Origin of the sequence: Campylobacter concisus (assembly GCF_002165775.1) — a bacterium.
Lineage (GTDB): Bacteria > Campylobacterota > Campylobacteria > Campylobacterales > Campylobacteraceae > Campylobacter_A > Campylobacter_A concisus_E.
The window spans coordinates 214,494-235,445 of the sequence record NZ_NDYP01000003.1; the positions used below are offsets into that span (position 1 = coordinate 214,494).

Here is a 20,952-nt window from a genome sequence, read left to right on the forward strand (position 1 = left end):
TTAAGAAAATATGTTTTTTGCCGATATTATATTGCTTTTTAACTTAGAATAAAGAAAGCAAAGCACTATTTCCGGTTCATTTACGTTTAAAAGTTAAAATTGCAAACACTAAAATTTTGGATATAAATATGTCAAATTCAATAAATAAAAAAATCTTTTTTATACTTAGCATTATATTTTTTACAGGTTGTTCTTTTACCTCTAATCAACCGACAACTCCGCAAAATGAAACAAATCAGACCGTAACTTCAAGCGTTGATTTTAGTGAGCAAATGATTGGTGAAATCATAGATGAAGATAATGATAGAGAAGATAAAAAATTTGGTTCTTTTTTTAAAAAATACCTAAATACAAGAGCTGGCGGTGATTGCTCAGGATTCGTTTCTATCGTAAATGCAAAGTATCAAAATATGTATTTTGATGAAAAGATAATAAATCGCTACTACGATAATGGCGGTAGAAAGTCAAAAGCGATCTATAATTTTTATGAAAGTAAAAATTTAATTACTCATAAAAATCCAAAAATAGGCGATCTTGTATTTTTCTCAAATACTCTTGGCAAGGGTGTTCAGAAAAATAAAGATAAGAAAAATATCACTCATGTTGGCATAGTTACGGCTGTTCTTGGCGATGAGACAGTAAAATTTATACATAATTCTGGCGGAAAGATAATTCATAGCTATATGAATCTAAAACAAAAAAACGTGCATCTAAAAGGAAATCAAGAGATAAATAGCTACCTTGTAAGATGTTCAAACTCAAGTTGCTTGGCAGCAAATAGATTTGCTGGATATGGCAAAGCAAAATAAATCAGAAATTTTTACTAAAGACCTTTTAAAACAAATACTAGGCTCAAATTTTAAGCATTATTTATATAAATTTACACTCGTAAATACAGATTTATATAAAGAGAAAATATGAATTTTTACGATGAAATTTGGGAAATTTTAAATGAAGGCGAGATTGAGCTTAAATTTTTAAAATTTGAACTATTTTATGAGAAATTTAAACGAGATTTTAATATAAATTTTTGTGAAAGCTCTAAGCCAAATGAGCTAATAATGCCTAGCTATGCAAAATTTTGTGAAGTAGTTAGCATGAAAGAGTTAAACAAAAAAGTAAAGCCAATGGATAAAAATTTAAATTTTATCCATTCGGTAGCTCATATTGAATTTAGTGCTATTGACATCGCGCTTGATGCTTGTTATAGATTTAGAAATTTGCCAAGAGAATTTTATGAAGACTGGCTAGAAGTAGCTGAAGATGAGATCAGACACTTTTGCATGATAGAAAATTTGCTCTTAAAACAAGGCGGTAGATACGGCGAGCTAAGTGTGCATGATGGGCTTTTTATCGCACTTCAAAAGACTTCAAGTAGTCTAACTAGTCGTATGGCGCTACTGCCAAGATATATGGAGGCAAATGGGCTTGATGCAAACGCTCACATCATCAAAAGACTAGAAGCTGAGGGCGGGCAAGAAGAGCTCATTGAGTGCCTAAAAGTCATATTAAAAGAGGAAGTTTCTCACGTTTATAAGGGCGATAAGTGGTTTAAGTTTGCTTGTAACAAAGAGGGTATTGACGAAAATAGCTACTTTGACATTATCTTAAGTTTGTATCCAAATTCATTTAAAAATGTTAGAGAGATCAATGAGCAAGATCGCTTAAAAGCTGGATTTAGTAAAGAAGAGCTTTGCTTGATAAAGAATTTCTCAAAGGAGAGATAGTGAGTAAAATTTATTTCATAAGACATTCAAAAGCGGTTGATGAGAATAAGGATGGAGCTAAAGATGCCTTAAGGGAGCTTAGTCAAAAAGGCAAAGAAGACGCTAAATTTATGGCAAACAGACTAAAAATATATGATGTGATGCCAGGGGCTATCTTTTCTAGTAGTGCCAAAAGATGCGAGCAAACAGCAAAGATTATCGCTAAAACTTTAAAATTTAAAGAAGAGATCGATCTTATAGATGAGCTTTATGATATAAGCTTTGAAGATCTTTTAAAATTTGTCAAAAATATAGATGAGAGTTTGGATGAAATTTTTATCATCACGCACAATCCAAGTATAACTGAAATTTGCGAGTATTTAAGCGATTCGTCAATAGATAATATCCCAACTTCTGGAATATTTTGCGTTGAGTTTGGATGTAAATTTAGTGAGTTGAAAGAGGGTGGTGCAAAAGCGTTATTTTTTGACCACCCTAAAAAACATCAAAGATAATTTAACACTTCAGTTTTTATCTTTAAAAATTTCGTTATACGAAGTAAAAATTTGCTCGCTTAGATCTTCTATTTTCTTAGACTTATCAACAAAGTAATTCAAATTTTGTTCGTTATAGCCAGAGGCTGACTTCTCGAGCAAGAGTTTGATTTCATTATTTAGCGACGCTGTAAGCTCTTTTGACTTATCAAAATTTTTGTTTTGCTTGTGTTCACTTATACTCTCGTTCTCATACCAATCTAGCAGGCTCTGCGCTAAATTACGTATTTCCTCACTGTATCCTTGCTCGTTTATAAGATCAGAGTACACTTTGGTTTTATAAGCGATTTGCGAAATTTTTGCAATTATGGCAAAGGTTTTATTTTCGACATATTTTGATGTTTGAGCAGTATTTTGTGCGTTTGCATTAAACTCGCTCAATACCTTTTTGAAATTTTCTACATTTTGTGTCGTTAGTTTAGAAATTTCATCGATTTTTTTAGAATTTTCATCGATGTCATTTACCTCTTGCTGAAGTGTTTTTATATTGACTTCTATGTCGCTAGCGGCTTTTTGTGTGTTTTCAGCTAGCTTTCTTACTTCATCAGCAACTACCGCAAAACCACGTCCGTGCTCTCCTGCACGAGCAGCTTCAATGGCGGCGTTAAGAGCAAGTAGATTTGTTTGATCGGCAATATCTTTTATTAAATTTAAAACAGAGCTTATTTCAGAAGCCCTAGTGCTTAGCATGCCAGTGGCGTTCGAGCAGCTTTGTACTAGACCATCAAGCTCTCCCATGTTTTGACTAAGCTCGACGATATTTGACATATTTTCTTTTGCTATTTGTGCAGTTTGTCCAGCATCCGTTGCTGTTTGGCTTAAATTTTTGATACTTTCATTTAGATCATCTCTTACATCATTTATGCCATTTATGCCGTTTCCAAGTTTGTCAAGCTCACTTGAGAGAAGACCTCTGATTTTACTTTTTAGTCCTTCTTTTATACCAATTACTCCATTGCTCATAGATATAGCATTTCTTTTAAATGCGCCTCTAAAACCTTCTACAAATATATTTCTATATGTTTTTGAGTTTTGTGCAGCTTGGACTGAGGTTGAAATTTCACGTTGAAGCGCTTCAACTTGATCTAGCAAATCATTTATACCAAGGGCGACTTCATACATCTCGTCCTTTTCTCCAACATTTACAATGCGAGGCTCTAGTATGCCATTTCTTGCCGATTTGACAACACTTAAAATCTCATTTATTGCATTTGATTTTTTCTTAAACATATCTAGAACCTTTGTAAGTTGTTTATAAATTCATCATAGCTTGTTGATTTTTCTTCCAAAAATTTAAATAAATATTTTTTAGATGCTTCAATACCGCCATCTCGTTCTAGCTCAAGTAATTTTGCATAAAGTGGTTTTATGATCTCTATTGCTTTTGCATTTGGCTTACGTCTAACAGAATAGTATCCAACGATATTATCTTGCTGATCAAGTGAGGCTGTGATATTGCCAAATACCCAGTAAAATCCACCATTGAGAGTTTTATTTTTAATAAAAGCAAAAATTTCCTCTTTATTTTGTATACGTTCCCAAAGTAGCTTGAAGATAACTCTTGGCATATCAGTGTGTCTTATTATATTGTGTGGTTTTCCCAAGAGATCACCTTGTTTTACTCCTACGATATTTAAAAAAGGCTCGTTGCAATAAGTGATCCTTCCTTTTGTATCCGTTTTTGAAACTAAAAATGCGTTCTCATCAACGCCATATTCTCTTTCTATAGGCATTTTACTCCTTTAAATGTTGATTTAATTTTTAACAGCTTTTGCCATATCCCACATTGGCATAAATATACCAAGGGCGAGCAAAAGCACCATAGCCGCGATAAATATTAGTAGTATCGGCTCAATATAGTTTGAAATATTATCAATAATATCATTAAATTTCACTCTATAATAATCAGTAACTTTTTGTGTCATGTCATCTAAGCTACCACTTTGTTCGCCAGCTCCTATCATTTGTATAAGCATGCCCTCATAAAGTCCAGTTTGCCTAAAGGCCTCGGTTAAGCTTATGCCACGACCAACCAGTACTTTTACAGCAGTTAGCTTATTTCTTATATCTTGATTTGAAACAGTTACAACGGCAGTATCTAGCGCGTCAGCGATAGGAAGTCCTGCGCGAACAAGCTCTGTAAAGATTAGATTAAATCTACTCATATTTGCAAAAAATATTATTTTGCCTACAAGATAGACTTTTAGTAGATATTTATCGACCTTATCCCTAAAATTTTCATCATTTGAATATTGCCTTTTTAGCAAAAAAGCAAATGCGACAAGAACAACTATTATATATATGCCGTAATTGCTCATTATGTATTCAATGTTTAGTAAAATTTTAGTAGGAAGTGGTAGGTCGGCATTAAGCTGGCTAAAAATTTCTCGAAATTGTGGAACAACTGATGTCATGAGCACAATAAAAGCCAAAATTATAGAGCATATTACGGTTATTGGATACCTTATGGCTTTTTTAAATTTTTGTTGGTTATCCCAGACTTCTTGCAAGATAGAAGCTAGCTTTGATAATGCGTCAGCCATATTGCCAGTACTCTCTCCAAGCCTTACCATAGCAACAGTGACATCGCCTAGCTCTTCTTGAAAATTTTCTATACTTTGAGTTAAGCTTGCACCTTGATTTAGGTCTTCATCTAATGTTTGAAATATTGTTTTTAGCCTTTTATCCTCGGTAGCATTTGCTGTCTCTTTTATGCCATCATGTATTGATATACCAGCATTAGTCATAACGCTAAGTTGCCTTATGGTAGCGACTAGAGCTGGAATTTTTACTTTCGAAGAAGAGAAAATTTTGTTAAATTTTTCTTGCAAGTCTAAAAAATCATTGTTGATACTTGAAACCTGAGTTTCTTTGATCTTTACTATCATGCCTTGAATATTTGCACGATTTTTTACATCATTTTTGCTATTGGCCTTTAGGCTCATCTTTTGGCGTTTGCCATCTTTTATATATTCTATTTCGTAAAATTTCATATCTTGGCAACTCTATATACTTCTTCGATTGTTGTTACACCATTTGCTGCGCGTATAACGCCATCATGGAACATATCTATAAAGCCTTCGTCATAGGCAGCCTTTTTAAGCTCTTCTTTTGAAGCGTTATTTGCTACGATACTTGCTATATGATCGCTGATGGATAATATTTCGCTTATCATTTCACGCCCTAGATATCCAGTTTGTGAGCAGTGTTGGCAACCTACGCTTTTATAAAACTGATAATCTTCAGGGAGAAATTTCTTAATCTCATCAAGAGCTTTTTGAGATAGTGTGACTTTTTGTTTGCAATACGGGCAAAGCTTTCTTACAAGCCTTTGAGCCTCAATGCAAACTAGTGCACCACTTACTAAATATGGCTCAATGCCCATATCAACCATACGAGGTAAAGCACTAATAGCATCATTTGTATGAAGTGTAGAAAACACCAAGTGTCCAGTTAGCGCTGCTTGAATTGCGATCCTAAGTGTCTCTTGATCTCTGATCTCACCTATCATGATAATATCTGGATCTTGCCTTAAAATAGAGCGAAGAGCCGAGATAAAAGTAAGCCCAGCCTTCTCATTGACATGTACTTGTTGGATCATATTTAGCTGATACTCAACCGGATCTTCAACGGTAATAATCTTAGTTTTTACACTTTTTATATCATTTAATGCACCATAAAGTGTAGTCGTTTTTCCTGATCCTGTCGGACCAGTAACCAGGATAATGCCGTAAGGCGCTTTCATACTCTTTTTAAATTTAGCAAAGTTATCTGGATGCATGCCAAGGTCTTCAATGTTTATGATAACCTTTGATTTGTCCAAAATTCTTAAAACTATGCTTTCGCCGTTTAAAATAGGTAGTGTAGAGATACGAAAATCGTACTCTTTATCTAAAATTTGAGCTGAAAATCTACCATCTTGTGGGCGGCGGCGCTCCGCGATATCCATGTTTGAAAGTAGCTTCATACGGCTTACCATCGGCGGATAGATATCTTTATCAAATATAAATGTCTCGCTTAGCATGCCATCTATCCTGCTTCTTACGATGCAGTTTGTCTCAGTTGGCTCAATATGAATATCGCTTGCTCTGCTTTGAATAGATGTTTTTAAAATTATCTCAATTAGTTTTAAAATTCCAGAGCTTTCTGTGCTTTGCCCTTGGCTGCTAGAGCTTGAAAGCTCTTTTCTAATCTCTGTTATAACGTCCTTTATGCTTTCATTAAGAGCTATTTTGTTTATGTATTTTTCTATCTGGGCTGGATCTGCGCAAGCTACTTTTAATAGCTTTCTGTTAAATAAATTTTGAACTTTATCTTGAATGATCACATCAAAAGGATTTTTAAAAGCTACATAAACGCTTATCTCATCTTCTTTTACAGGGATGGCGTTATATGATTTTAGCTGAGAGGTGCTTAGCTTTTCGCTGATACGGTAGTCGATATCTATATCATCAAGATCAAAAAATGTGATTTTAAATTTATCACATACGTATTGAATAAAGCGCTTTTGATCTATCTGAAGACTAGTCGAAATTTCATCAATGTCAGTGTGTCCTCTTCTATAAATATCAGATAGAATTTCAAAAAAAATCTCTTCTTCTAGCATATTTTCTTCAAGCAAAATAGCTAAAAGACTTTTTTTGTTTATCTTTTTTATCTCTATAATCTTTAAAATTTGCTCATCATTTAGTTTATTAAGTTGCTCTAATGTTTTAAGCGTTAAATTTTCTAAATTATTCATCTCTTCTCTTTATCTATACTCAATCTGCGAAGTAAGATCGTCATTTTTAAAAATTTTTAAAATCATTTTTGCAAAATTTGAGCCAACTATTGCACTAAGCTCATATCTTGTATCTGAATTTGGCTCTTCAAAAATAAATACGCCAAGCTCCTCAATGTATTCTTTTTTGACAAATTTATCAAATATAAATGAAAGAATGTAATCGCTCTTTGGAAGCCTAATATAGCTTATATCGGCCCCATCCAAGATAGCATGAAGCAGTAACTTTTTTTTAAGCAATATATCAGCAAAATATGCTGCATTCTCTCTTGAGCTTTGTGTTTCTGATAGCTTGCTTGCTGGAAGAGCGAGCCTGTCTATATCATTTGTTTTTAAGCAAGATATGCCAAAGATATTAAGAAATTCTTCATTTTGTGAATCTTTTAAAAGATCTTGTATTTTTTGATTGCAAATTTTAGGATATTCAGCTTTTTCAAAATAACTCTTAATGTCAGCCGTTCCAAGCGCAAAGGCATTTAATGATAAAAATATAGCAAGCAAAAATTTCACAACGTATCACTTTTTATCTTATTTATTAGCTCATTTATCTCGGGCTTATTTTTATTTTTATTATATTCTTCTAATGCGCGCAATGCGTCATCTTTTTGTTTTAGCATATATTTTGCCTTAGCAAACATGACCCAAGACTCCTCAATGCTACTATCTAAATTATTCGCCGATAGTGCCCATTTTATAGTGTCGCTATATCTTTTATCTTGATAGCATTTTCTTGCTATTTTAAGGGCGATTTCTGGATTTTTGCTTTTATTAAAATTTTCTTTTAGCATAGAAATTTCATTGTTTTCACTTGAAATTTGAATATCAATTTTTGGCTTTACCTTTGGTTCTAATTCTATTACCTCTTCATTTGGTAGAGACTGTTCATTTTGTATATTCTCATTTTCAGTTGGTAAATTTAGCTTTAACCAACCGCCACCACTTCTTTGTTTTTTATCTAATGTCTGCTCTTTATTGTCTTCATTTAGCTTTATGGATTGTTCTAGCTTTTTAGCTATTTTCTCAGCAAGCTCATCTTGTTTTTTATCTGATTCAAATCTCTCTTTTGCCTGCTCGCTTTTTTGTTTGCCATCTTCTAAAATATTTTTGCTGACATTAGTTTCAGAAAAGGTTATGTTTTTTTCTTTTATATCTGTTTGTATTGTCAAATTTTTCTCAATTAAAGCTGGAGTACTAGTTGTCTCTTTTTTGTTTTTAGCATTTGAGAAAAATAAAAAAGCACCAAATATAAAAGCAATTAGCGAGATCATAATTATTAAAAGGCTTAGCTTTTTATTTGACAGCAATTTTAAAAGGCTATTTTTATTCTTTTTTTCGTAATCTTCATAAAGCTTTTCTAGCCTTTGAATTTCTTGTAATTCAAGCATGAATTATTCCTGTATCAAGTGCAGACATTGTCAAAATTTTAATATTTGCGTCCTCACTACTTAATTTTGATGGCTGATTTTGTTCGTAATATTCACAAATTTCATAAAATTTATACATAATTTTATTTAGTGTGCGTAGATTTCCGCAACAAAGCTCATAGGCTTTGTCATAGTCTTTTTTCTGAAAATTTAGGTATTTATCGTAGCCTTTTTGTCCTATTTTTCTTTGCAAATAAACTATGATTTCATTCGTGTTTGCACTTCCAAGCTCTATACTCTCCCAAATTCTAGTTTGAAAATAGTCCTTTGCTAACACATCTTCATTTTCAGTTTTATGAATAGTAAATAGAAATTTAAATAATCTTGTATCGGCCATTAGCCTTATTTTTTCGATCAATTCAGTAGGATAAAGTTGTGCTTCATCCAAGATAACGACTATTTGGTTTTGTAAAATTTCATCTTTATTTTTAAATTCTTTTGAGTAGTGTGCAACAAAACTTTCAAAATTATTTATATTATCAAGTTTATTTCCGTATATATCTTCACAAAGAGCTTCTATAAATGTAGCTTCGCTAAAAAAAGGATGCGGGAAAAAAATTAATTTTTTATCCTTTTGAAGATCAGAGGCTATCTTGTTTAGCAAAAAAGTCTTTCCACTGCCAGGCTTGCCATAAAAAAGTATAAGCTTTAATGGCTTTTTTAGAGCCGAGACGATCTTATTGTAACAAGTGATTGAGTTATCTAGATTAACAAAATCAGCTACTTCGTCTTCGTTGATAAAGATATCTTTTATATCTGTATAAATATTCTTGTTATTCATAGATCGTTTTAGAAAAACCTAAGTCTTTTAATGATTGATTAAGTAGCTTTTTTTTGTCAAAATCAACTACATGAGGAGTGATGACAAAGATAAGTTCTGTTGTTTTTATATTGTCTCTTGTGCTTTTAAAGACACCACCTATAAGCGGGATATCAGAAAGAAGAGGTACAGAAGTATTATTTTTACCCTTTGTCTGGCCTATTAATCCACCAAGAATAATAGTATCACCGCTATCAACTTGAACAACAGTTGAAAGCTTCTTTTGTACGGTATCTGGAGCAATCTCTCTTAACGCATTTTGTCTTGTGTCGTCTTCAGCGTATTTAAAGTTACTAAGTGATGGATTGATTCGAAGCATGATTTTATTATTATCAGAGACTTCTGGTAATAAATTTAATAATATGCCTATAAAAACAGAGTATTGTTTGTAAGTGGTTGTCAACCTATCGCTATTGCTGTTTCCATTGTCAGTTTTTTGTTGAACGCGGTAGTTTATGTTATCACCAACTGAGATTAGTGCTTGCTGATTATTAAGTGTTGTTACTTTTGGGCTTGATATAACCTTTGTCTTTCCATTTGTTTCAAGAAAATTTATCATTCCATCAAGGCTGAAATTTAAATTAGCTGCAATATTTAATGTACGTCCAAATCCATCACTTAGGCTATTTCCTTTATTTGTCCAAGTAGCACTTGAGCTAGGATTATTTCTTGAATTGCCAATGTATGTATTAAATCCAAGTTCAAATTTACTCCAATCAACGCCTTGTTTATATTCATTATTTAACTCAACTGAAATAATAGAAACATCAATAATTACTTGTTTTTTTAGTCTTTTTTGCATTTCATCTATATATTTTTCGACTCGCTTAAGTTGAGAAGGAGTGGCCGTAACAGTGATAAGGCCTGCGTTTTGATTTATGATAGGATCAGGTGCTGTGATATGTTCACTACTATTATTTAAAATAGCTTTGAGCTCAGCATCTAGTTTTTCCCAAAAGTCAAACCTTTCAGTTGTTTTTATAAGGTTACTTGAGCCTTGAGAACTATCATCTTGGGGATTATCACTACTACTTGAACCACTAGAAATTTCAGATGGAGTAGCATCCACTGAAGCTTGGGTGACAGCAGTTCCTTCTCTAATAGAAGTTATATAATCTAGTTTAAAAATTTGAGTTTTTAAAGATGAAATTTTTAATACATTATTTGAAAACTCGTAGCTTAAATTTTTCTCACTTAAAAGCAGGTCAAAAACTTCGCTAAGACTCATATTTCTGATATTAACACCAAAAACTTTATCTTTTAGTTCTGTCTTGCTATAAGTATCCTTTGCAACAATACTAAAGTTACACATCTCTGAAAGCTGATTTAACACATCTACTAGTGCAACATCATCTGAAATTTTCATATTAAAATTCTTGCTTAAACAACTACTCTCATTAGCACTAGCATAATTCATATTTAAGCAAATGAGTGCACCTATTATTAATATTTTATTTAATCTTAATCTCAACATTTTTACTTCCATTTTTTAAAATTAGCTCTTGTTTTTCATCGCCTTTTACTAAAAAAACACTATTTCTAGTAATGTTGGCTATTTTGTAACCATCAACAATATCACCGACAGCATACCACTTGGAATCAATATTTGCTTTGTTTAATAAAATTGCTTTTAAACTAAGCCCTTTTGAAACTTGAGTGATAATTGATAAATTTTGATCTGTTACCGTCTTGATAGGTTCTTGCTTAAAAGGATTTTTTATGCTCGAAAGCTCAATATCACTAAGACCGCTTCTTTTTTCCTTTATTTTTTCAAAAATTTTATCATAAGAGTCCATTTCCTCTTGAAGCTGATTAGCAAAAGCAATATTTAAAAATAAAAAAGCAAATAAAATTTTTATTTTCATTAGTATTCCATCCCCCAAACAGATATTGAGATCTTAGCGCCAAGCTCTTTTTGGGTGGAATTTACATCCATTTTGTGAAGATCAACCACTAGCTTTGATTCTTCAAGGCCATTTATATATGAAAGCATATCTTTAAAACCTCCCAAAAATGTCAAGTCAATATTTAAAATTTGCTCAATTTTTTGGAAATTTGGCTCTTTTATATCACTTTTTAACTCTAAAATTTTTATATTATTTTGCTTTGCTAAAGATACGATGTTGTCTAAAAAATTTGCCCAATTTTGATCGTTAAATAATAAAAACGATAGTTCTTTTAGCTTTGAGTCAAAATGGGCATTAAATTTTAAAACACTAGAATATTTGCCTTTAAGCGTTTCAAGTATCTTGGTCTCTTCATTTATTTTAAAATTTTTATTCCCACTAGGTGAGCTGGTCGATCTTAAATAATCTCTTGTTCTTGAAAGATCATTGCTAATTTTAGTATGCGAATTAAATCTTTCATCATAAAAATCTTGCGACGGATCAAAGCAAAGCATATAAACAATATAAATAATAATTAAAGCTGAACCCAAAAAAATTATATTTGTTTCGCTTTGTTTTTTTGCGTCAAAATACTTATCTATTTTACTTAAAACGTCTTGTCTCATTGTCTAATCTCTATACTTATATTACTTTCATACTCGTTGTTTTGCCTATCTTCTTTAATTTTTTTTGTATTTACTGAATATTTAGGCATCTTGCTAATATCTTTTATTAGCTGCGTAATCCTTTTTTCATTATCACTAACAACCGTTACAGTTAAATTTTTATCGTTATTTTTAATATTTGTTATAAAAATGCTATTGTTGTTTATCATATCGGTAATTTCAAAAAGATTTAAACCTTTCATTACGTAATGATCTTTTTTGTTTTCAATTTCTTGAAGCAACCCTTTTCTAAAATTTAACTTCTCTTCCTCTTTATCAGTTAATCCTTTTATATCATTTTGCTCTTTTTTTAGTTTTTCAAGAGTGCTTCTTATTTGTTCTGCTTGTGCATTAAGCACATCAAGCTCATCGCTTAGTCTTTGCGAATCTGTTTCTAAAATACTACCAGCTATATAATTATAAAGTGGATAGGACATGCTTAGGCAAAAAGCAGCAGCACATGTCAGTATAAATTTACCACTTTTTCTTTTTGTGAACGGATCAGGCCTAAGCAAATTTGAGAAGTTAAAATCAGCATTAAAGGCCTCTTTTTTATAAAAATTTGCATACAAAGCCATCATATTATGCCGTTCGCTAATGGCTAAATTTTTAGAATTTATTACAGTGCTTGTATTTAATTTCGTAGCATTTGTGCCAAGCTTTGTATTGATGAATTTCTCAAAACGCTCTATTTTATAGTCGCAGTCAATATAGATATTTTTTATATTTATGCCATAGATTCTATTGACAACATTTATCGTGTCATTTACGTAAAATATATAGTCCTCAAAAACAGTGTTTAGATCGTAGCTAAAGCCTTCTTCATTGCTATCTAAAAGTCCTCTTGTCTTTAGGATGTCTAAAAAGCTTTCTAGGCTTACTCTTTCGCCGCTTTGCTCTATAAATTTATCTTTTAGATAATTTAGTGTGTATCTTAAACCTCTTGATGTAAGGTATTCACCATTTACATAAATGCTTATAAATGCTTCATCTGCCCTAAATGTCAAAAAACAATCACTCTGAGTGCTAGGAAGCAAGCCTTTTTTATATATAGCACTATATAAAAGTGGCTCTACAACGACATAATCTATAAAAGGTACCCTTTTAGAAATATTTTTAAAAATTTTATTTATCGTTTCATTTGTAGCAATAAAAACATTAAAAATTCTGTCTTCTTTTTCAACATTGCTTTCAAAATAAACTATTTTATAGTCAATCGCAGGATCAAGAGAGAGCTCTTCGTAAATTTTGATCGAGATATTGTTTTCAATATCCTCATCATCTATTGTTCTTGAGATGTTTATGGTAGCTGTTATTATATCTTTGTACTCGATATAAGATATAAAGAAGTCTCGCTTTAGAATATTCTTTGAAAGACTTAGCGTATCGACATTGCTATTAGAAAATCTAAAACCTTCATATTCATAAGGATCTAGCGTAACGATTGGATTATCGTTAATTTTTCTAAGCTTTAACATAAAAATTTACCTCATAATGCTCTAATTGGGCTGTATTTTAATATTTTTACAATAAAAAATCAATATCCAATTATTTTATTAAGGCTCTTTTCTTCTTTACTCCAGCCTTTTTTAACGATTACATCGAGTTTCAAAAAGACCTTTGATCCGGTTAAATTTTGTATTAACTTTCTTGCAAAAATTCCTATTCGTTTTATCGTTTCACCATTCTTACCGATGATCATACTTTTGTGAATTTCGCGCTCAGTGATGATGCTCGCATAAATTTCAGTTATGCCTGTTTTTTCTTTTACGCTTTTTATGATCGCATCGCTAAGATATGGGATCTCATCACTTAAATTTTCATATATCGCTTCTAGTATAAATTCTCTAAAAATTTCTTTTTCATTTGTTGAAGTAAGAAATTCTGGATCATAAAAGTACTCATGCTCTGGCAAAAGCTTGCAAATTTCATCAAGAAGCGGCTTTTTATAAGTAGGCTGCTTGGTGCTAAAAGTAAGCAAAGCTGCAAATTTATCTTGAAATCTCTGGTACTGAGTGATCTTTTCTAAGACTTTCGCATTTGAGCTCTCATCGACTTTTGTTAGCACTAAGATGTGTGGTTTTTCAGGATTTAGAGCTAGAAATTTCTCATAGTCACTTGTATCATCATGAATAGGCGCTAAAAATACGATGAGATCACAGTCTCCCATCGATTTTATCGCTTGGCTAATTAGTAGTTGATTTATCGCCTTGTTGCTCTCGTGAAGCCCTGGCGTGTCGGTAAAGATGATCTGATCTTCGCCGTTCATAACTATGCCATTTATCTTTCTGCGAGTTGCGTTTTGTTTATGCGAGACGATAGCTATCTTTTCGTTCAACAAGGCATTTAAAAATGAGCTTTTGCCAGCATTTGTGCGTCCTATGATGCTAACAAAGCCCGATTTCAAAGTATGTACCTCGCTAGATCTTGATCTTCGACCACGTCTTTTAGACGCTCTTTTACAAGCTCTTTTGTCACATTTATCTTCTCGCCGCTATTTTCGCTAGCCTCAAAGCTAATATCTTCTATCACGCGCTCGATTACCGTATGAAGGCGTCTAGCGCCGATATCTTCCATCTTTTCATTCGCAGCGTGAGCGATCCTGGCTATCTCTTTTATCGCTTCATCGTCAAATTCTAGTTCAACATTTTCGGTTGAGAGTAGGGCAATGTATTGTTTTAAAAGCGAATTTTTTGGCTGAGTTAAAATTTGATAAAGCGCGTCCTCATCAAGGCTATCAAGCTCGACTCTTAGTGGAAAACGGCCTTGAAGCTCAGGGATGAGATCGCTTGGTTTGCTTATATGAAAGGCACCAGCAGCGATAAATAAAATATGATCTGTCTTTAAATTTCCAAATTTGGTATTTACATTTGAGCCCTCAACGATAGGTAGCAAGTCTCTTTGCACGCCTTCTTTGCTAGGATCTTGTCTATTTGAGCTACCTGAGCCAACAGCTACTTTATCTATCTCATCTATAAAGATTATGCCTTCGTTTTCAGCTCTTTTTATCGCCTCGATTTTTATGCTCTCAAGGTCTAAAATTTTATCATTTGCTTCGCTTTGAAGGGCTTTTTTGGCGTCTTTTACCTTCATCTCTTTTTTGATGTTTTTGCCACCGATGCCTATTATCTTTATAAAGCTCTCTTGCATCTGCACCATATCAGGTGGCACGTTTGAGCCAGCTTCAAGTGGGTTTTGCTGCACCTCGATCTCGATACTTAACTCGTCAAGCTCGCCGTTTCTTAGTCTATTTAACATTTTTTCATAGCTCTTTGCGTACTCTGCTTGCTTCTCTTCACTTGCACCTTTTGGCAGTGGCGGAAGTAGCTTTGAAACGATCTTTTCTTCGATATAGGCATTTATCTTGTCTTGATTTTTCTCACTTTGCTCGTTTTTTACAAGGTTATATGATGCCATAGCAAGGTCTCTTACCATGCTTTCAACGTCACGGCCAACAAAACCAACCTCAGTATATTTGCTGGCCTCGACCTTGATAAATGGCAGTCCCATCATCTTTGAAAGACGCCTTGCGATCTCAGTTTTGCCAACGCCAGTTGAGCCGATCATCAAGATATTTTTTGGCATGATGTCATCTTGCAAGCTTTTTTCAAGCTTCATACGGCGATATCTGTTGCGAAGCGCGATCGCTATGATCTTTTTGGCGTCCTTTTGACCGATCACATAGTCATCTAAAAATTTAACAATTTCTCTTGGTGTTAAGTTCATTTTCTCTCTTGTTCTAAAACATAAGTTTTGATGTTTGTATTTGTATAGATGCAAATTTCGCCGGCGATCTTGAGGCTCTCTTTAACTAGCTCCTCTTCGTCGATATCGGCAAATTTATCTAAGGCACGGGCTGCTGAAAGGGCGTAGTTGCCGCCGCTTCCGATAGCTGCTATCTTGCCATCTTCTGGCTCAACAACATCTCCAGTGCCACTAAGTAAGAAAATTTTATCCCTATCAAGCACAAGCATCATCGCTTCAAGTTTTCTTAGATACTTGTCTTTGCGCCACTCTTTGCTAAATTCTATCACCGCCTTTAGCAAATCGCCCTTTGTATGCTCTAAATTTTTCTCAAACATATCAAATAGGTTAAATGCGTCAGCAGTGCTGCCAGCAAAGCCAGCTAGGACTTTGCCGTTATGAATTTTACGAATTTTTACGGCATTGCCTTTTAAGACGGTATTTCCAAAGCTCACCTGTCCGTCTCCGCCGATGACTGATTTGTTTTTGCCTTTGTAGGCTAAGATGGTTGTCGCATGAAACATCTACTCTCCTTGCACATCAACCTTCAAGCTCGCATTTATCGAGTGTCCAAGCTTTACATGAACGTCATAAAGACCTACCGCTTTTAGATGTGTATCCATGTCGATCGCTTTTTTCTCGACAACTAAATGATGAGTTTTTTCAAGCTCTGCTGCGATCTCCTCTTTTGAGACTGAGCCAAAAAGCGAACCATTTGCACCAAGAGTTTTTTTGATGACAACTATAACTTTTTCAAGCTCTTCTTTTAGCTTTTCTAAATTTGCGATCTCATATTTTAACTCTTCAGCCTTTCTTTTTTGAGCTGCTTCATATTGGCGAAGAACGTCTGGAGTAGCTGCTTTTGCAAAGCCTTTGCCGATTAAGAAGTTATTGCCATAGCCGTCTTTTACCTCTTTTATCTCGCCAGCTTTACCAAGCGCCTTTACATCTTTTATTAATAATACTTTCATTTTTTTCCTTTTAAATTTTATTTTTTAGTCAAATTTTCGCCCATTTTTACGTGCGATGATAAAGCGAAGTGCGTTTAGTTTGATAAATCCCTCTGCATCTTTTTGGTCATACACGCTATCTTCCTCAAATGTGCAGTATGCCTCGCTAAATAGATTATCATTTTTACTGCTTCTGCCAAGGATAGTCACATTGCCTTTATAAAGCTCAACTTTAACTGAGCCATTTACGTGCTCTTGACTCTTGTCGATGAGAGCTTGAAGCATATTTCGCTCAGGTGACCACCAGTAGCCGTTGTAAATTAGCTCGGCGTATTTTGGCATGATCTCATCTTTTAAGTGAGCTGCACCGCGGTCAAGCGTGATGCTCTCGATCGCTCTATGAGCTTTTAGCATTATCGTGCCACCAGGAGTTTCGTAGCATCCGCGACTCTTCATACCAACTGAGCGGTTCTCTACGATGTCAAGTCTGCCTATACCGTGTTTTGCGCCAAGGCGGTTTAGCTCGGTTAAAATTTCAGCTGGGCTCATTTTTTTACCGTTTATGCTCACTGGATCGCCTTTTTCATAGCCGATCTCGATGATCTCGCTCTTATCTGGAGCATCTTTTGGGCTTACTGTCCATCTCCACATATCATATTCTGGTGCATGGCTTGGGTCTTCAAGCACTAGACCTTCGTAGCTTATGTGAAGTAAATTTGCGTCCATTGAGTATGGGCTCTTGCCTGGTTTTTTGGTGATATCTATGCCGTTTTTTTCAGCGTATGCCAAAAGTTTTTCACGGCTGTTTAGATCCCACTCACGCCAAGGAGCTATGATAGTTAGATTGTCGCCAAGCGCGTAGTATCCAAGCTCAAAGCGAACTTGGTCGTTACCTTTGCCTGTTGCTCCGTGGCTCACGCCATCAGCACCAACAAGTCTTGCGATCTCGCTTTGGCGTTTTGCTATTAGTGGGCGAGCGATTGATGTGCCAAGTAGATACTCGCCCTCGTAGACTGCATTTGCTCTAAATATTGGAAATACATAATCACGTACAAATTCTTCTCTTAAATCTTCTATAAAAATATTTTCAGGCTTTACACCAAGTGCTAAGGCTTTTTTGCGTGCAGGCTCTAGCTCCTCGCCTTGGCCAATGTCAGCTGTAAATGTGACTACTTCGCAGTTGTATTCATCTTGAAGCCATTTTAAAATGATACTTGTGTCAAGTCCGCCAGAGTATGCTAAAACCACTTTTTTTACGTCTTTTTTCATAGCTCTTCCTTTTGTTAAAATGGTCTTATTTTAGCCTAAATTGATTAATTTTTAATAAACTAATTTAATAAATAATGTAAGTTTTTTCTTAAAAAATTTTATAAAAAAGATTACTATTTAAAATTATGATAATTAATATTGTTTTAAAAGATACTTCGCTAAATTTCAAACTTTTTCAAATTAAATTTTTAAAAGGATAGTCGTGAGAAAAACAAAATTTATTGCCATCTGCCTTAGCGCTTGCGTGGCAAATTCGCTCTTTGGAGCAGAGCATAAAGACAATAACGAAACAAAACTTGATGGCGTTGTAGTAAGTGCGAGTGGCTTTTCGCAGCAGATCAAAGAAGCTCCCGCAAGCATAAGCGTGATAAGTGGCGATGAGCTTACAAAAGATAGCTTTACTTCGCTTCACTCAATCGCTCAAAAAGTCCCAGGCGTAAATGTCGTTGGCGGTGAGGACGGGGCAGCTAGCGGTATCTCGATACGTGGCATGGAGAAGTCTCAAACGCTAGTTTTAATTGATGGCAAAAGGGTAAACTCAAGTAGCGCAAATCCAAAGGGCGGAGCAGGGGATATAAACTCAAATTTCATCCCACCAGCTGAAGCGATCGAGCGTATAGAGGTCATCCGTGGTCCTATGAGCTCGCTTTATGGTAGCGACGCAGTTGGTGGCGTTATAAATATCATCACTAAAAAAGATTTTTCAAAATTTAACGGCAACGTCGGCATCTCAACCACGATAAACACGCACAAAGGCATAGGTGATGGCAGACAAGGCGACTTTTATCTAAATTTACCTCTTTATAAAGAGCTTTTCGCACTTCAGCTTTGGGGATATAAAAAGCTAAGAGATGAAGATGGTTACATCGGTGGCTATCAAAAGAGCGATAAGAGAAATTTAAGCGCAAAACTTTGGATCACGCCAGATGAACATAATAAATTTTACATCCTTGGCTCAAACGAAAGGCATGATTACTCACGTACAATTGGTAAGTCAGCCGATCCAGATATAAGAAAAAAGCTTTAAATGCATATGATTATGAGAAAAAGAGCTATGGCGTGGGCTATCTTGGCGAATTTGATAACCTAAATGCCGATATCAGCTACATTTATGATCAGACACAAAGAACGAGCCTTTTTGATAAATTCATACCTGCAAAAGCTAAAAATCATAACTTTAACTCTAAATTTACAACGTTTTTTGGTGCGCATACACTCACTTTTGGCTATGACTTTAGCAAGCAAAATGTCGGCACTACCTTCATCGTCTCAAACGCCTCAAAAAATGGCCTTGAAAGCCCAAAAAGTTACTCGATGAGCGAGCATGCAGGATTTATCGAGGATGAGTGGCAAATTTTAGAAGAGAAGCTATTTTTAACGCTTGGCTCAAGACTCACGCACAACGAATTTTTTGGTAACCACCTCTCGCCAAGAGCCTACCTAGTCTATAATGCCACAGATACGCTAAGTCTAAAAGGCGGCGTAGCAACTGGCTATAAAACGCCAAATGTAAATCAAATTTCTCCTGCGGTTGGCACTATCCAAGGTGGCTGGAGAATAGTTGATTTTGGTAACAAAGATTTAAAACCAGAAAAAAGCATAACTTACGAAGTTGGAGCATATTATGACAATCAGGCTGATTTTAGAGGCTCGGTAACACTTTTTAAAAATGAATTTAAAGACAAGATCCTAGATACCGACGGCAGTAATGTAAATAGAATTTCAGCCTTTGGTACTTGCTCAGGTGCGCCAAGTGTTAATTGCCCTGGCTGGGGAACTTACTTTAACATTGAGGGTGCGACCGTTTGGGGAGTGGAGCTAAGTGGCGACTATGACATCCTTTCAAACTTAAATCTAAGCTCAAATTACACCTATAATAAGTCAAAGATAAAAACTGGCAACCCAACAATAAATACGCCAAGAGGCCCTATGAAATTTAGTGAGACAAATCTTGGCAGACTTGATGCAAAAAGCCTTACCGCAACGCCAGAGCACGCACTTCACGCCACGTTTACTTATAAGCCTGTAAAAAGCGTTAAGACATTTTTTGGCGCAAACTATGAGAGCAAGCTTACTAGCGTGAAATTTGGCCCTGGTAACAAAGTTAGTGAAAATGACAAAAATTTACTCACATTTGATACAGGTGTAAGCTGGGAGGCAAATGAGCACCTAACGCTTAGCCTAAACGCCTACAATATCTTTGATAAAGTAAGATACGATGAGGCGCTAGCAGACGACGGCAACTACTACTGGTATCCGCAAGAGGGTAGGAGATTTTGGTTTAAGGTCGCTGCAAAATGGTAAGAGCGTTTAAATTTTTGCTTTTTACGCTTGGTATGGCACAGACTTTGCACGCAGGACCCAGCCAAACGCCTGAGCCACTTAGCCAAAAAGCTGCTAGTAAATTTGAAATTTCAACCTTTAAAATGAGCGCAAATGATGAAATTTATAAAATTTTCACAGCCAAGCTAAAGGGGCAAAATGAGTTTAAAAACGTGCTTTTCTTGCTTGATGCAAACGCCCAGTTCAACATGATATTAAATGAATTTGATGGCAACGCTGCACCACTAATAATAGGCATAGGATATGACAGCAACAAAAGCTACGAGGTGGAAAAACGCACAAGAGATCTTACGCCAAAAGCAAAGGGCGAGGAATTTGACAAAGGTGGCGGCGCAGATGAGTTTTACTATTTTTTGACAAGAAATTTAATGCCACTTATCGATCAAAAATTTAACGTGCAAGACCTCCCAAAAAGCCTTTATGGACACTCTTTTGGCGGTCTTTTTACGCTTTATGCCATGCTTAAAAATGAGAGTATTTTTCAAAATTTCTTTATCGCTTCACCATCTCTTTGGTGGGGCGAGTCTGAGATATTGAAACAAAACGTGAGTGAAGGTAAATTTAAAGAGAAACTAAAAGCTAAATTCGTCTTTCTTAGCGTTGGCGAGCTTGAAAAGAGAAAGGGCAAAACTGATAAAGCTGGCATTTTAAAGGCGAGCGATCTAGCCCAAATTTTAAAGCAAAGTGGGGTAAATTCTCACTTTGAGCTTTTTAAAAATGAAACCCATGGCAGCGTCATACCTCTAAATTTAAAAGAGCTTTTAAAATATCTAAAGGATTAAAAATTTAAGGCTATTTTTGTTAAAATCCG

At 34.7% G+C, this 20,952-nt stretch carries 22 protein-coding genes; 6 read left to right on the forward strand and 16 right to left on the reverse strand.

Features of this window, described 5'->3' with window-relative positions; genetic code table 11:
- Positions 1–128: 128 nt before the first annotated feature.
- From B9N66_RS04430 to B9N66_RS04440, 3 genes are all read left to right on the forward strand, one after another.
- Complete coding sequence (locus B9N66_RS04430; protein ID WP_087580055.1) at positions 129–809, forward strand: NlpC/P60 family protein; 681 nt, start codon at positions 129–131, stop codon at positions 807–809.
- 108 nt (positions 810–917) lie between these two features.
- A complete protein-coding gene (locus B9N66_RS04435; protein WP_087580056.1) occupies positions 918–1,727 on the forward strand; it encodes a ferritin-like domain-containing protein in 810 nt (269 codons plus the stop codon).
- Entirely contained in the window at positions 1,727–2,221 is a 495-nt protein-coding gene (locus B9N66_RS04440; protein ID WP_087580057.1) for a SixA phosphatase family protein, read from the forward strand. Before B9N66_RS04435 ends, B9N66_RS04440 begins: the two co-directional genes overlap by 1 nt.
- Before the next feature lie 9 nt (positions 2,222–2,230).
- Here B9N66_RS04440 and B9N66_RS04445 read toward each other — a convergent pair whose 3' ends face one another.
- The 16 genes from B9N66_RS04445 to B9N66_RS04520 are packed head-to-tail and all read right to left on the reverse strand — an operon-like array spanning position 2,231 to position 17,798.
- Positions 2,231–3,490 carry a methyl-accepting chemotaxis protein gene (locus tag B9N66_RS04445; protein WP_087580058.1) on the reverse strand — a complete coding sequence of 420 codons (1,260 nt, stop codon included), beginning with the start codon at positions 3,488–3,490 and terminating at the stop codon, positions 2,231–2,233.
- Between the two features lie 2 nt (positions 3,491–3,492).
- Positions 3,493–3,993, reverse strand: coding sequence for a PAS domain-containing protein (locus B9N66_RS04450; RefSeq protein WP_087580059.1), 501 nt, complete (start codon positions 3,991–3,993; stop codon positions 3,493–3,495).
- A gap of 21 nt (positions 3,994–4,014) precedes the next feature.
- A complete protein-coding gene (locus tag B9N66_RS04455; RefSeq protein ID WP_072594213.1) occupies positions 4,015–5,253 on the reverse strand; it encodes a type II secretion system F family protein in 1,239 nt (412 codons plus the stop codon).
- Positions 5,250–7,001, reverse strand: coding sequence for a GspE/PulE family protein (locus B9N66_RS04460; RefSeq protein ID WP_087580060.1), 1,752 nt, complete (start codon positions 6,999–7,001; stop codon positions 5,250–5,252). Before B9N66_RS04460 ends, B9N66_RS04455 begins: the two co-directional genes overlap by 4 nt.
- 9 nt (positions 7,002–7,010) lie before the next feature.
- Positions 7,011–7,550: a hypothetical protein gene (locus B9N66_RS04465; protein WP_087580061.1), complete on the reverse strand. Its 540-nt coding sequence runs from the start codon at positions 7,548–7,550 to the stop codon at positions 7,011–7,013.
- A complete protein-coding gene (locus tag B9N66_RS04470; RefSeq protein WP_087580062.1) occupies positions 7,547–8,425 on the reverse strand; it encodes a hypothetical protein in 879 nt (292 codons plus the stop codon). Before B9N66_RS04470 ends, B9N66_RS04465 begins: the two co-directional genes overlap by 4 nt.
- Complete coding sequence (locus B9N66_RS04475) at positions 8,418–9,245, reverse strand: ATP-binding protein (RefSeq protein WP_054196616.1); 828 nt, start codon at positions 9,243–9,245, stop codon at positions 8,418–8,420. Before B9N66_RS04475 ends, B9N66_RS04470 begins: the two co-directional genes overlap by 8 nt.
- On the reverse strand, positions 9,238–10,758 hold the full coding sequence (gene mshL / locus B9N66_RS04480) for a pilus (MSHA type) biogenesis protein MshL (RefSeq protein ID WP_087580063.1): 1,521 nt from the start codon (positions 10,756–10,758) through the stop codon (positions 9,238–9,240). The genes B9N66_RS04475 and mshL overlap by 8 nt, the downstream gene beginning before the upstream one ends.
- A complete protein-coding gene (locus tag B9N66_RS04485) occupies positions 10,736–11,149 on the reverse strand; it encodes a hypothetical protein (RefSeq protein ID WP_180382063.1) in 414 nt (137 codons plus the stop codon). Before B9N66_RS04485 ends, mshL begins: the two co-directional genes overlap by 23 nt.
- On the reverse strand, positions 11,149–11,796 hold the full coding sequence (locus B9N66_RS04490; protein WP_087580064.1) for a pilus assembly protein PilO: 648 nt from the start codon (positions 11,794–11,796) through the stop codon (positions 11,149–11,151). Before B9N66_RS04490 ends, B9N66_RS04485 begins: the two co-directional genes overlap by 1 nt.
- Positions 11,793–13,313, reverse strand: coding sequence for a C4-dicarboxylate ABC transporter (locus tag B9N66_RS04495; RefSeq protein ID WP_087580065.1), 1,521 nt, complete (start codon positions 13,311–13,313; stop codon positions 11,793–11,795). The genes B9N66_RS04490 and B9N66_RS04495 overlap by 4 nt, the downstream gene beginning before the upstream one ends.
- Before the next feature lie 59 nt (positions 13,314–13,372).
- Positions 13,373–14,242, reverse strand: a complete 870-nt coding sequence (gene era, locus B9N66_RS04500; RefSeq protein WP_087580066.1) for a GTPase Era — start codon at positions 14,240–14,242, stop codon at positions 13,373–13,375.
- Entirely contained in the window at positions 14,239–15,561 is a 1,323-nt protein-coding gene (gene hslU, locus B9N66_RS04505) for an HslU--HslV peptidase ATPase subunit (protein WP_087580067.1), read from the reverse strand. Before hslU ends, era begins: the two co-directional genes overlap by 4 nt.
- Entirely contained in the window at positions 15,558–16,103 is a 546-nt protein-coding gene (gene hslV / locus B9N66_RS04510) for an ATP-dependent protease subunit HslV (RefSeq protein WP_087580068.1), read from the reverse strand. Before hslV ends, hslU begins: the two co-directional genes overlap by 4 nt.
- Positions 16,104–16,550 (reverse strand): 50S ribosomal protein L9, encoded by a 447-nt coding sequence (gene rplI, locus B9N66_RS04515; protein ID WP_087580069.1) that lies wholly within the window; start codon positions 16,548–16,550, stop codon positions 16,104–16,106.
- Positions 16,551–16,574: 24 nt separating this feature from the next.
- Positions 16,575–17,798, reverse strand: coding sequence for an argininosuccinate synthase (locus B9N66_RS04520; RefSeq protein WP_087580070.1), 1,224 nt, complete (start codon positions 17,796–17,798; stop codon positions 16,575–16,577).
- Between the two features lie 202 nt (positions 17,799–18,000).
- On the opposite strand from B9N66_RS04520, the gene B9N66_RS09880 reads away from it, so the two are divergent.
- From B9N66_RS09880 to B9N66_RS04535, 3 genes are read left to right on the forward strand one after another with little or no spacing between them, the layout of a single operon-like run.
- A complete protein-coding gene (locus tag B9N66_RS09880) occupies positions 18,001–18,825 on the forward strand; it encodes a TonB-dependent receptor plug domain-containing protein (protein ID WP_087580071.1) in 825 nt (274 codons plus the stop codon).
- 32 nt (positions 18,826–18,857) lie between these two features.
- On the forward strand, positions 18,858–20,102 hold the full coding sequence (locus B9N66_RS09885) for a TonB-dependent receptor domain-containing protein (protein WP_257639769.1): 1,245 nt from the start codon (positions 18,858–18,860) through the stop codon (positions 20,100–20,102).
- Positions 20,096–20,923, forward strand: a complete 828-nt coding sequence (locus tag B9N66_RS04535; protein WP_087580072.1) for an alpha/beta hydrolase — start codon at positions 20,096–20,098, stop codon at positions 20,921–20,923. Before B9N66_RS09885 ends, B9N66_RS04535 begins: the two co-directional genes overlap by 7 nt.
- Positions 20,924–20,952 lie beyond the last annotated feature (29 nt).

Bases quoted from the DNA above. Each gene is read 5' to 3' on its own strand.
- B9N66_RS04445 (WP_087580058.1), bottom strand. From the start codon at position 3,490: ATGTTTAAGAAAAAATCAAATGCAATAAATGAGATTTTAAGTGTTGTC.
- rplI (WP_087580069.1), bottom strand. From the start codon at position 16,550: ATGAAAGTATTATTAATAAAAGATGTAAAGGCGCTTGGTAAAGCTGGC.
- B9N66_RS04495 (WP_087580065.1), bottom strand. From the start codon at position 13,313: ATGTTAAAGCTTAGAAAAATTAACGATAATCCAATCGTTACGCTAGAT.
- B9N66_RS04475 (WP_054196616.1), bottom strand. From the start codon at position 9,245: ATGAATAACAAGAATATTTATACAGATATAAAAGATATCTTTATCAAC.
- B9N66_RS04520 (WP_087580070.1), bottom strand. From the start codon at position 17,798: ATGAAAAAAGACGTAAAAAAAGTGGTTTTAGCATACTCTGGCGGACTT.
- B9N66_RS04535 (WP_087580072.1), top strand. From the start codon at position 20,096: ATGGTAAGAGCGTTTAAATTTTTGCTTTTTACGCTTGGTATGGCACAG.
- B9N66_RS04470 (WP_087580062.1), bottom strand. From the start codon at position 8,425: ATGCTTGAATTACAAGAAATTCAAAGGCTAGAAAAGCTTTATGAAGAT.
- B9N66_RS04435 (WP_087580056.1), top strand. From the start codon at position 918: ATGAATTTTTACGATGAAATTTGGGAAATTTTAAATGAAGGCGAGATT.
- B9N66_RS04430 (WP_087580055.1), top strand. From the start codon at position 129: ATGTCAAATTCAATAAATAAAAAAATCTTTTTTATACTTAGCATTATA.
- hslU (WP_087580067.1), bottom strand. From the start codon at position 15,561: ATGAACTTAACACCAAGAGAAATTGTTAAATTTTTAGATGACTATGTG.
- B9N66_RS04450 (WP_087580059.1), bottom strand. From the start codon at position 3,993: ATGCCTATAGAAAGAGAATATGGCGTTGATGAGAACGCATTTTTAGTT.
- B9N66_RS04490 (WP_087580064.1), bottom strand. From the start codon at position 11,796: ATGAGACAAGACGTTTTAAGTAAAATAGATAAGTATTTTGACGCAAAA.
- B9N66_RS04460 (WP_087580060.1), bottom strand. From the start codon at position 7,001: ATGAATAATTTAGAAAATTTAACGCTTAAAACATTAGAGCAACTTAAT.
- B9N66_RS04455 (WP_072594213.1), bottom strand. From the start codon at position 5,253: ATGAAATTTTACGAAATAGAATATATAAAAGATGGCAAACGCCAAAAG.
- mshL (WP_087580063.1), bottom strand. From the start codon at position 10,758: ATGTTGAGATTAAGATTAAATAAAATATTAATAATAGGTGCACTCATT.
- hslV (WP_087580068.1), bottom strand. From the start codon at position 16,103: ATGTTTCATGCGACAACCATCTTAGCCTACAAAGGCAAAAACAAATCA.
- B9N66_RS04485 (WP_180382063.1), bottom strand. From the start codon at position 11,149: ATGAAAATAAAAATTTTATTTGCTTTTTTATTTTTAAATATTGCTTTT.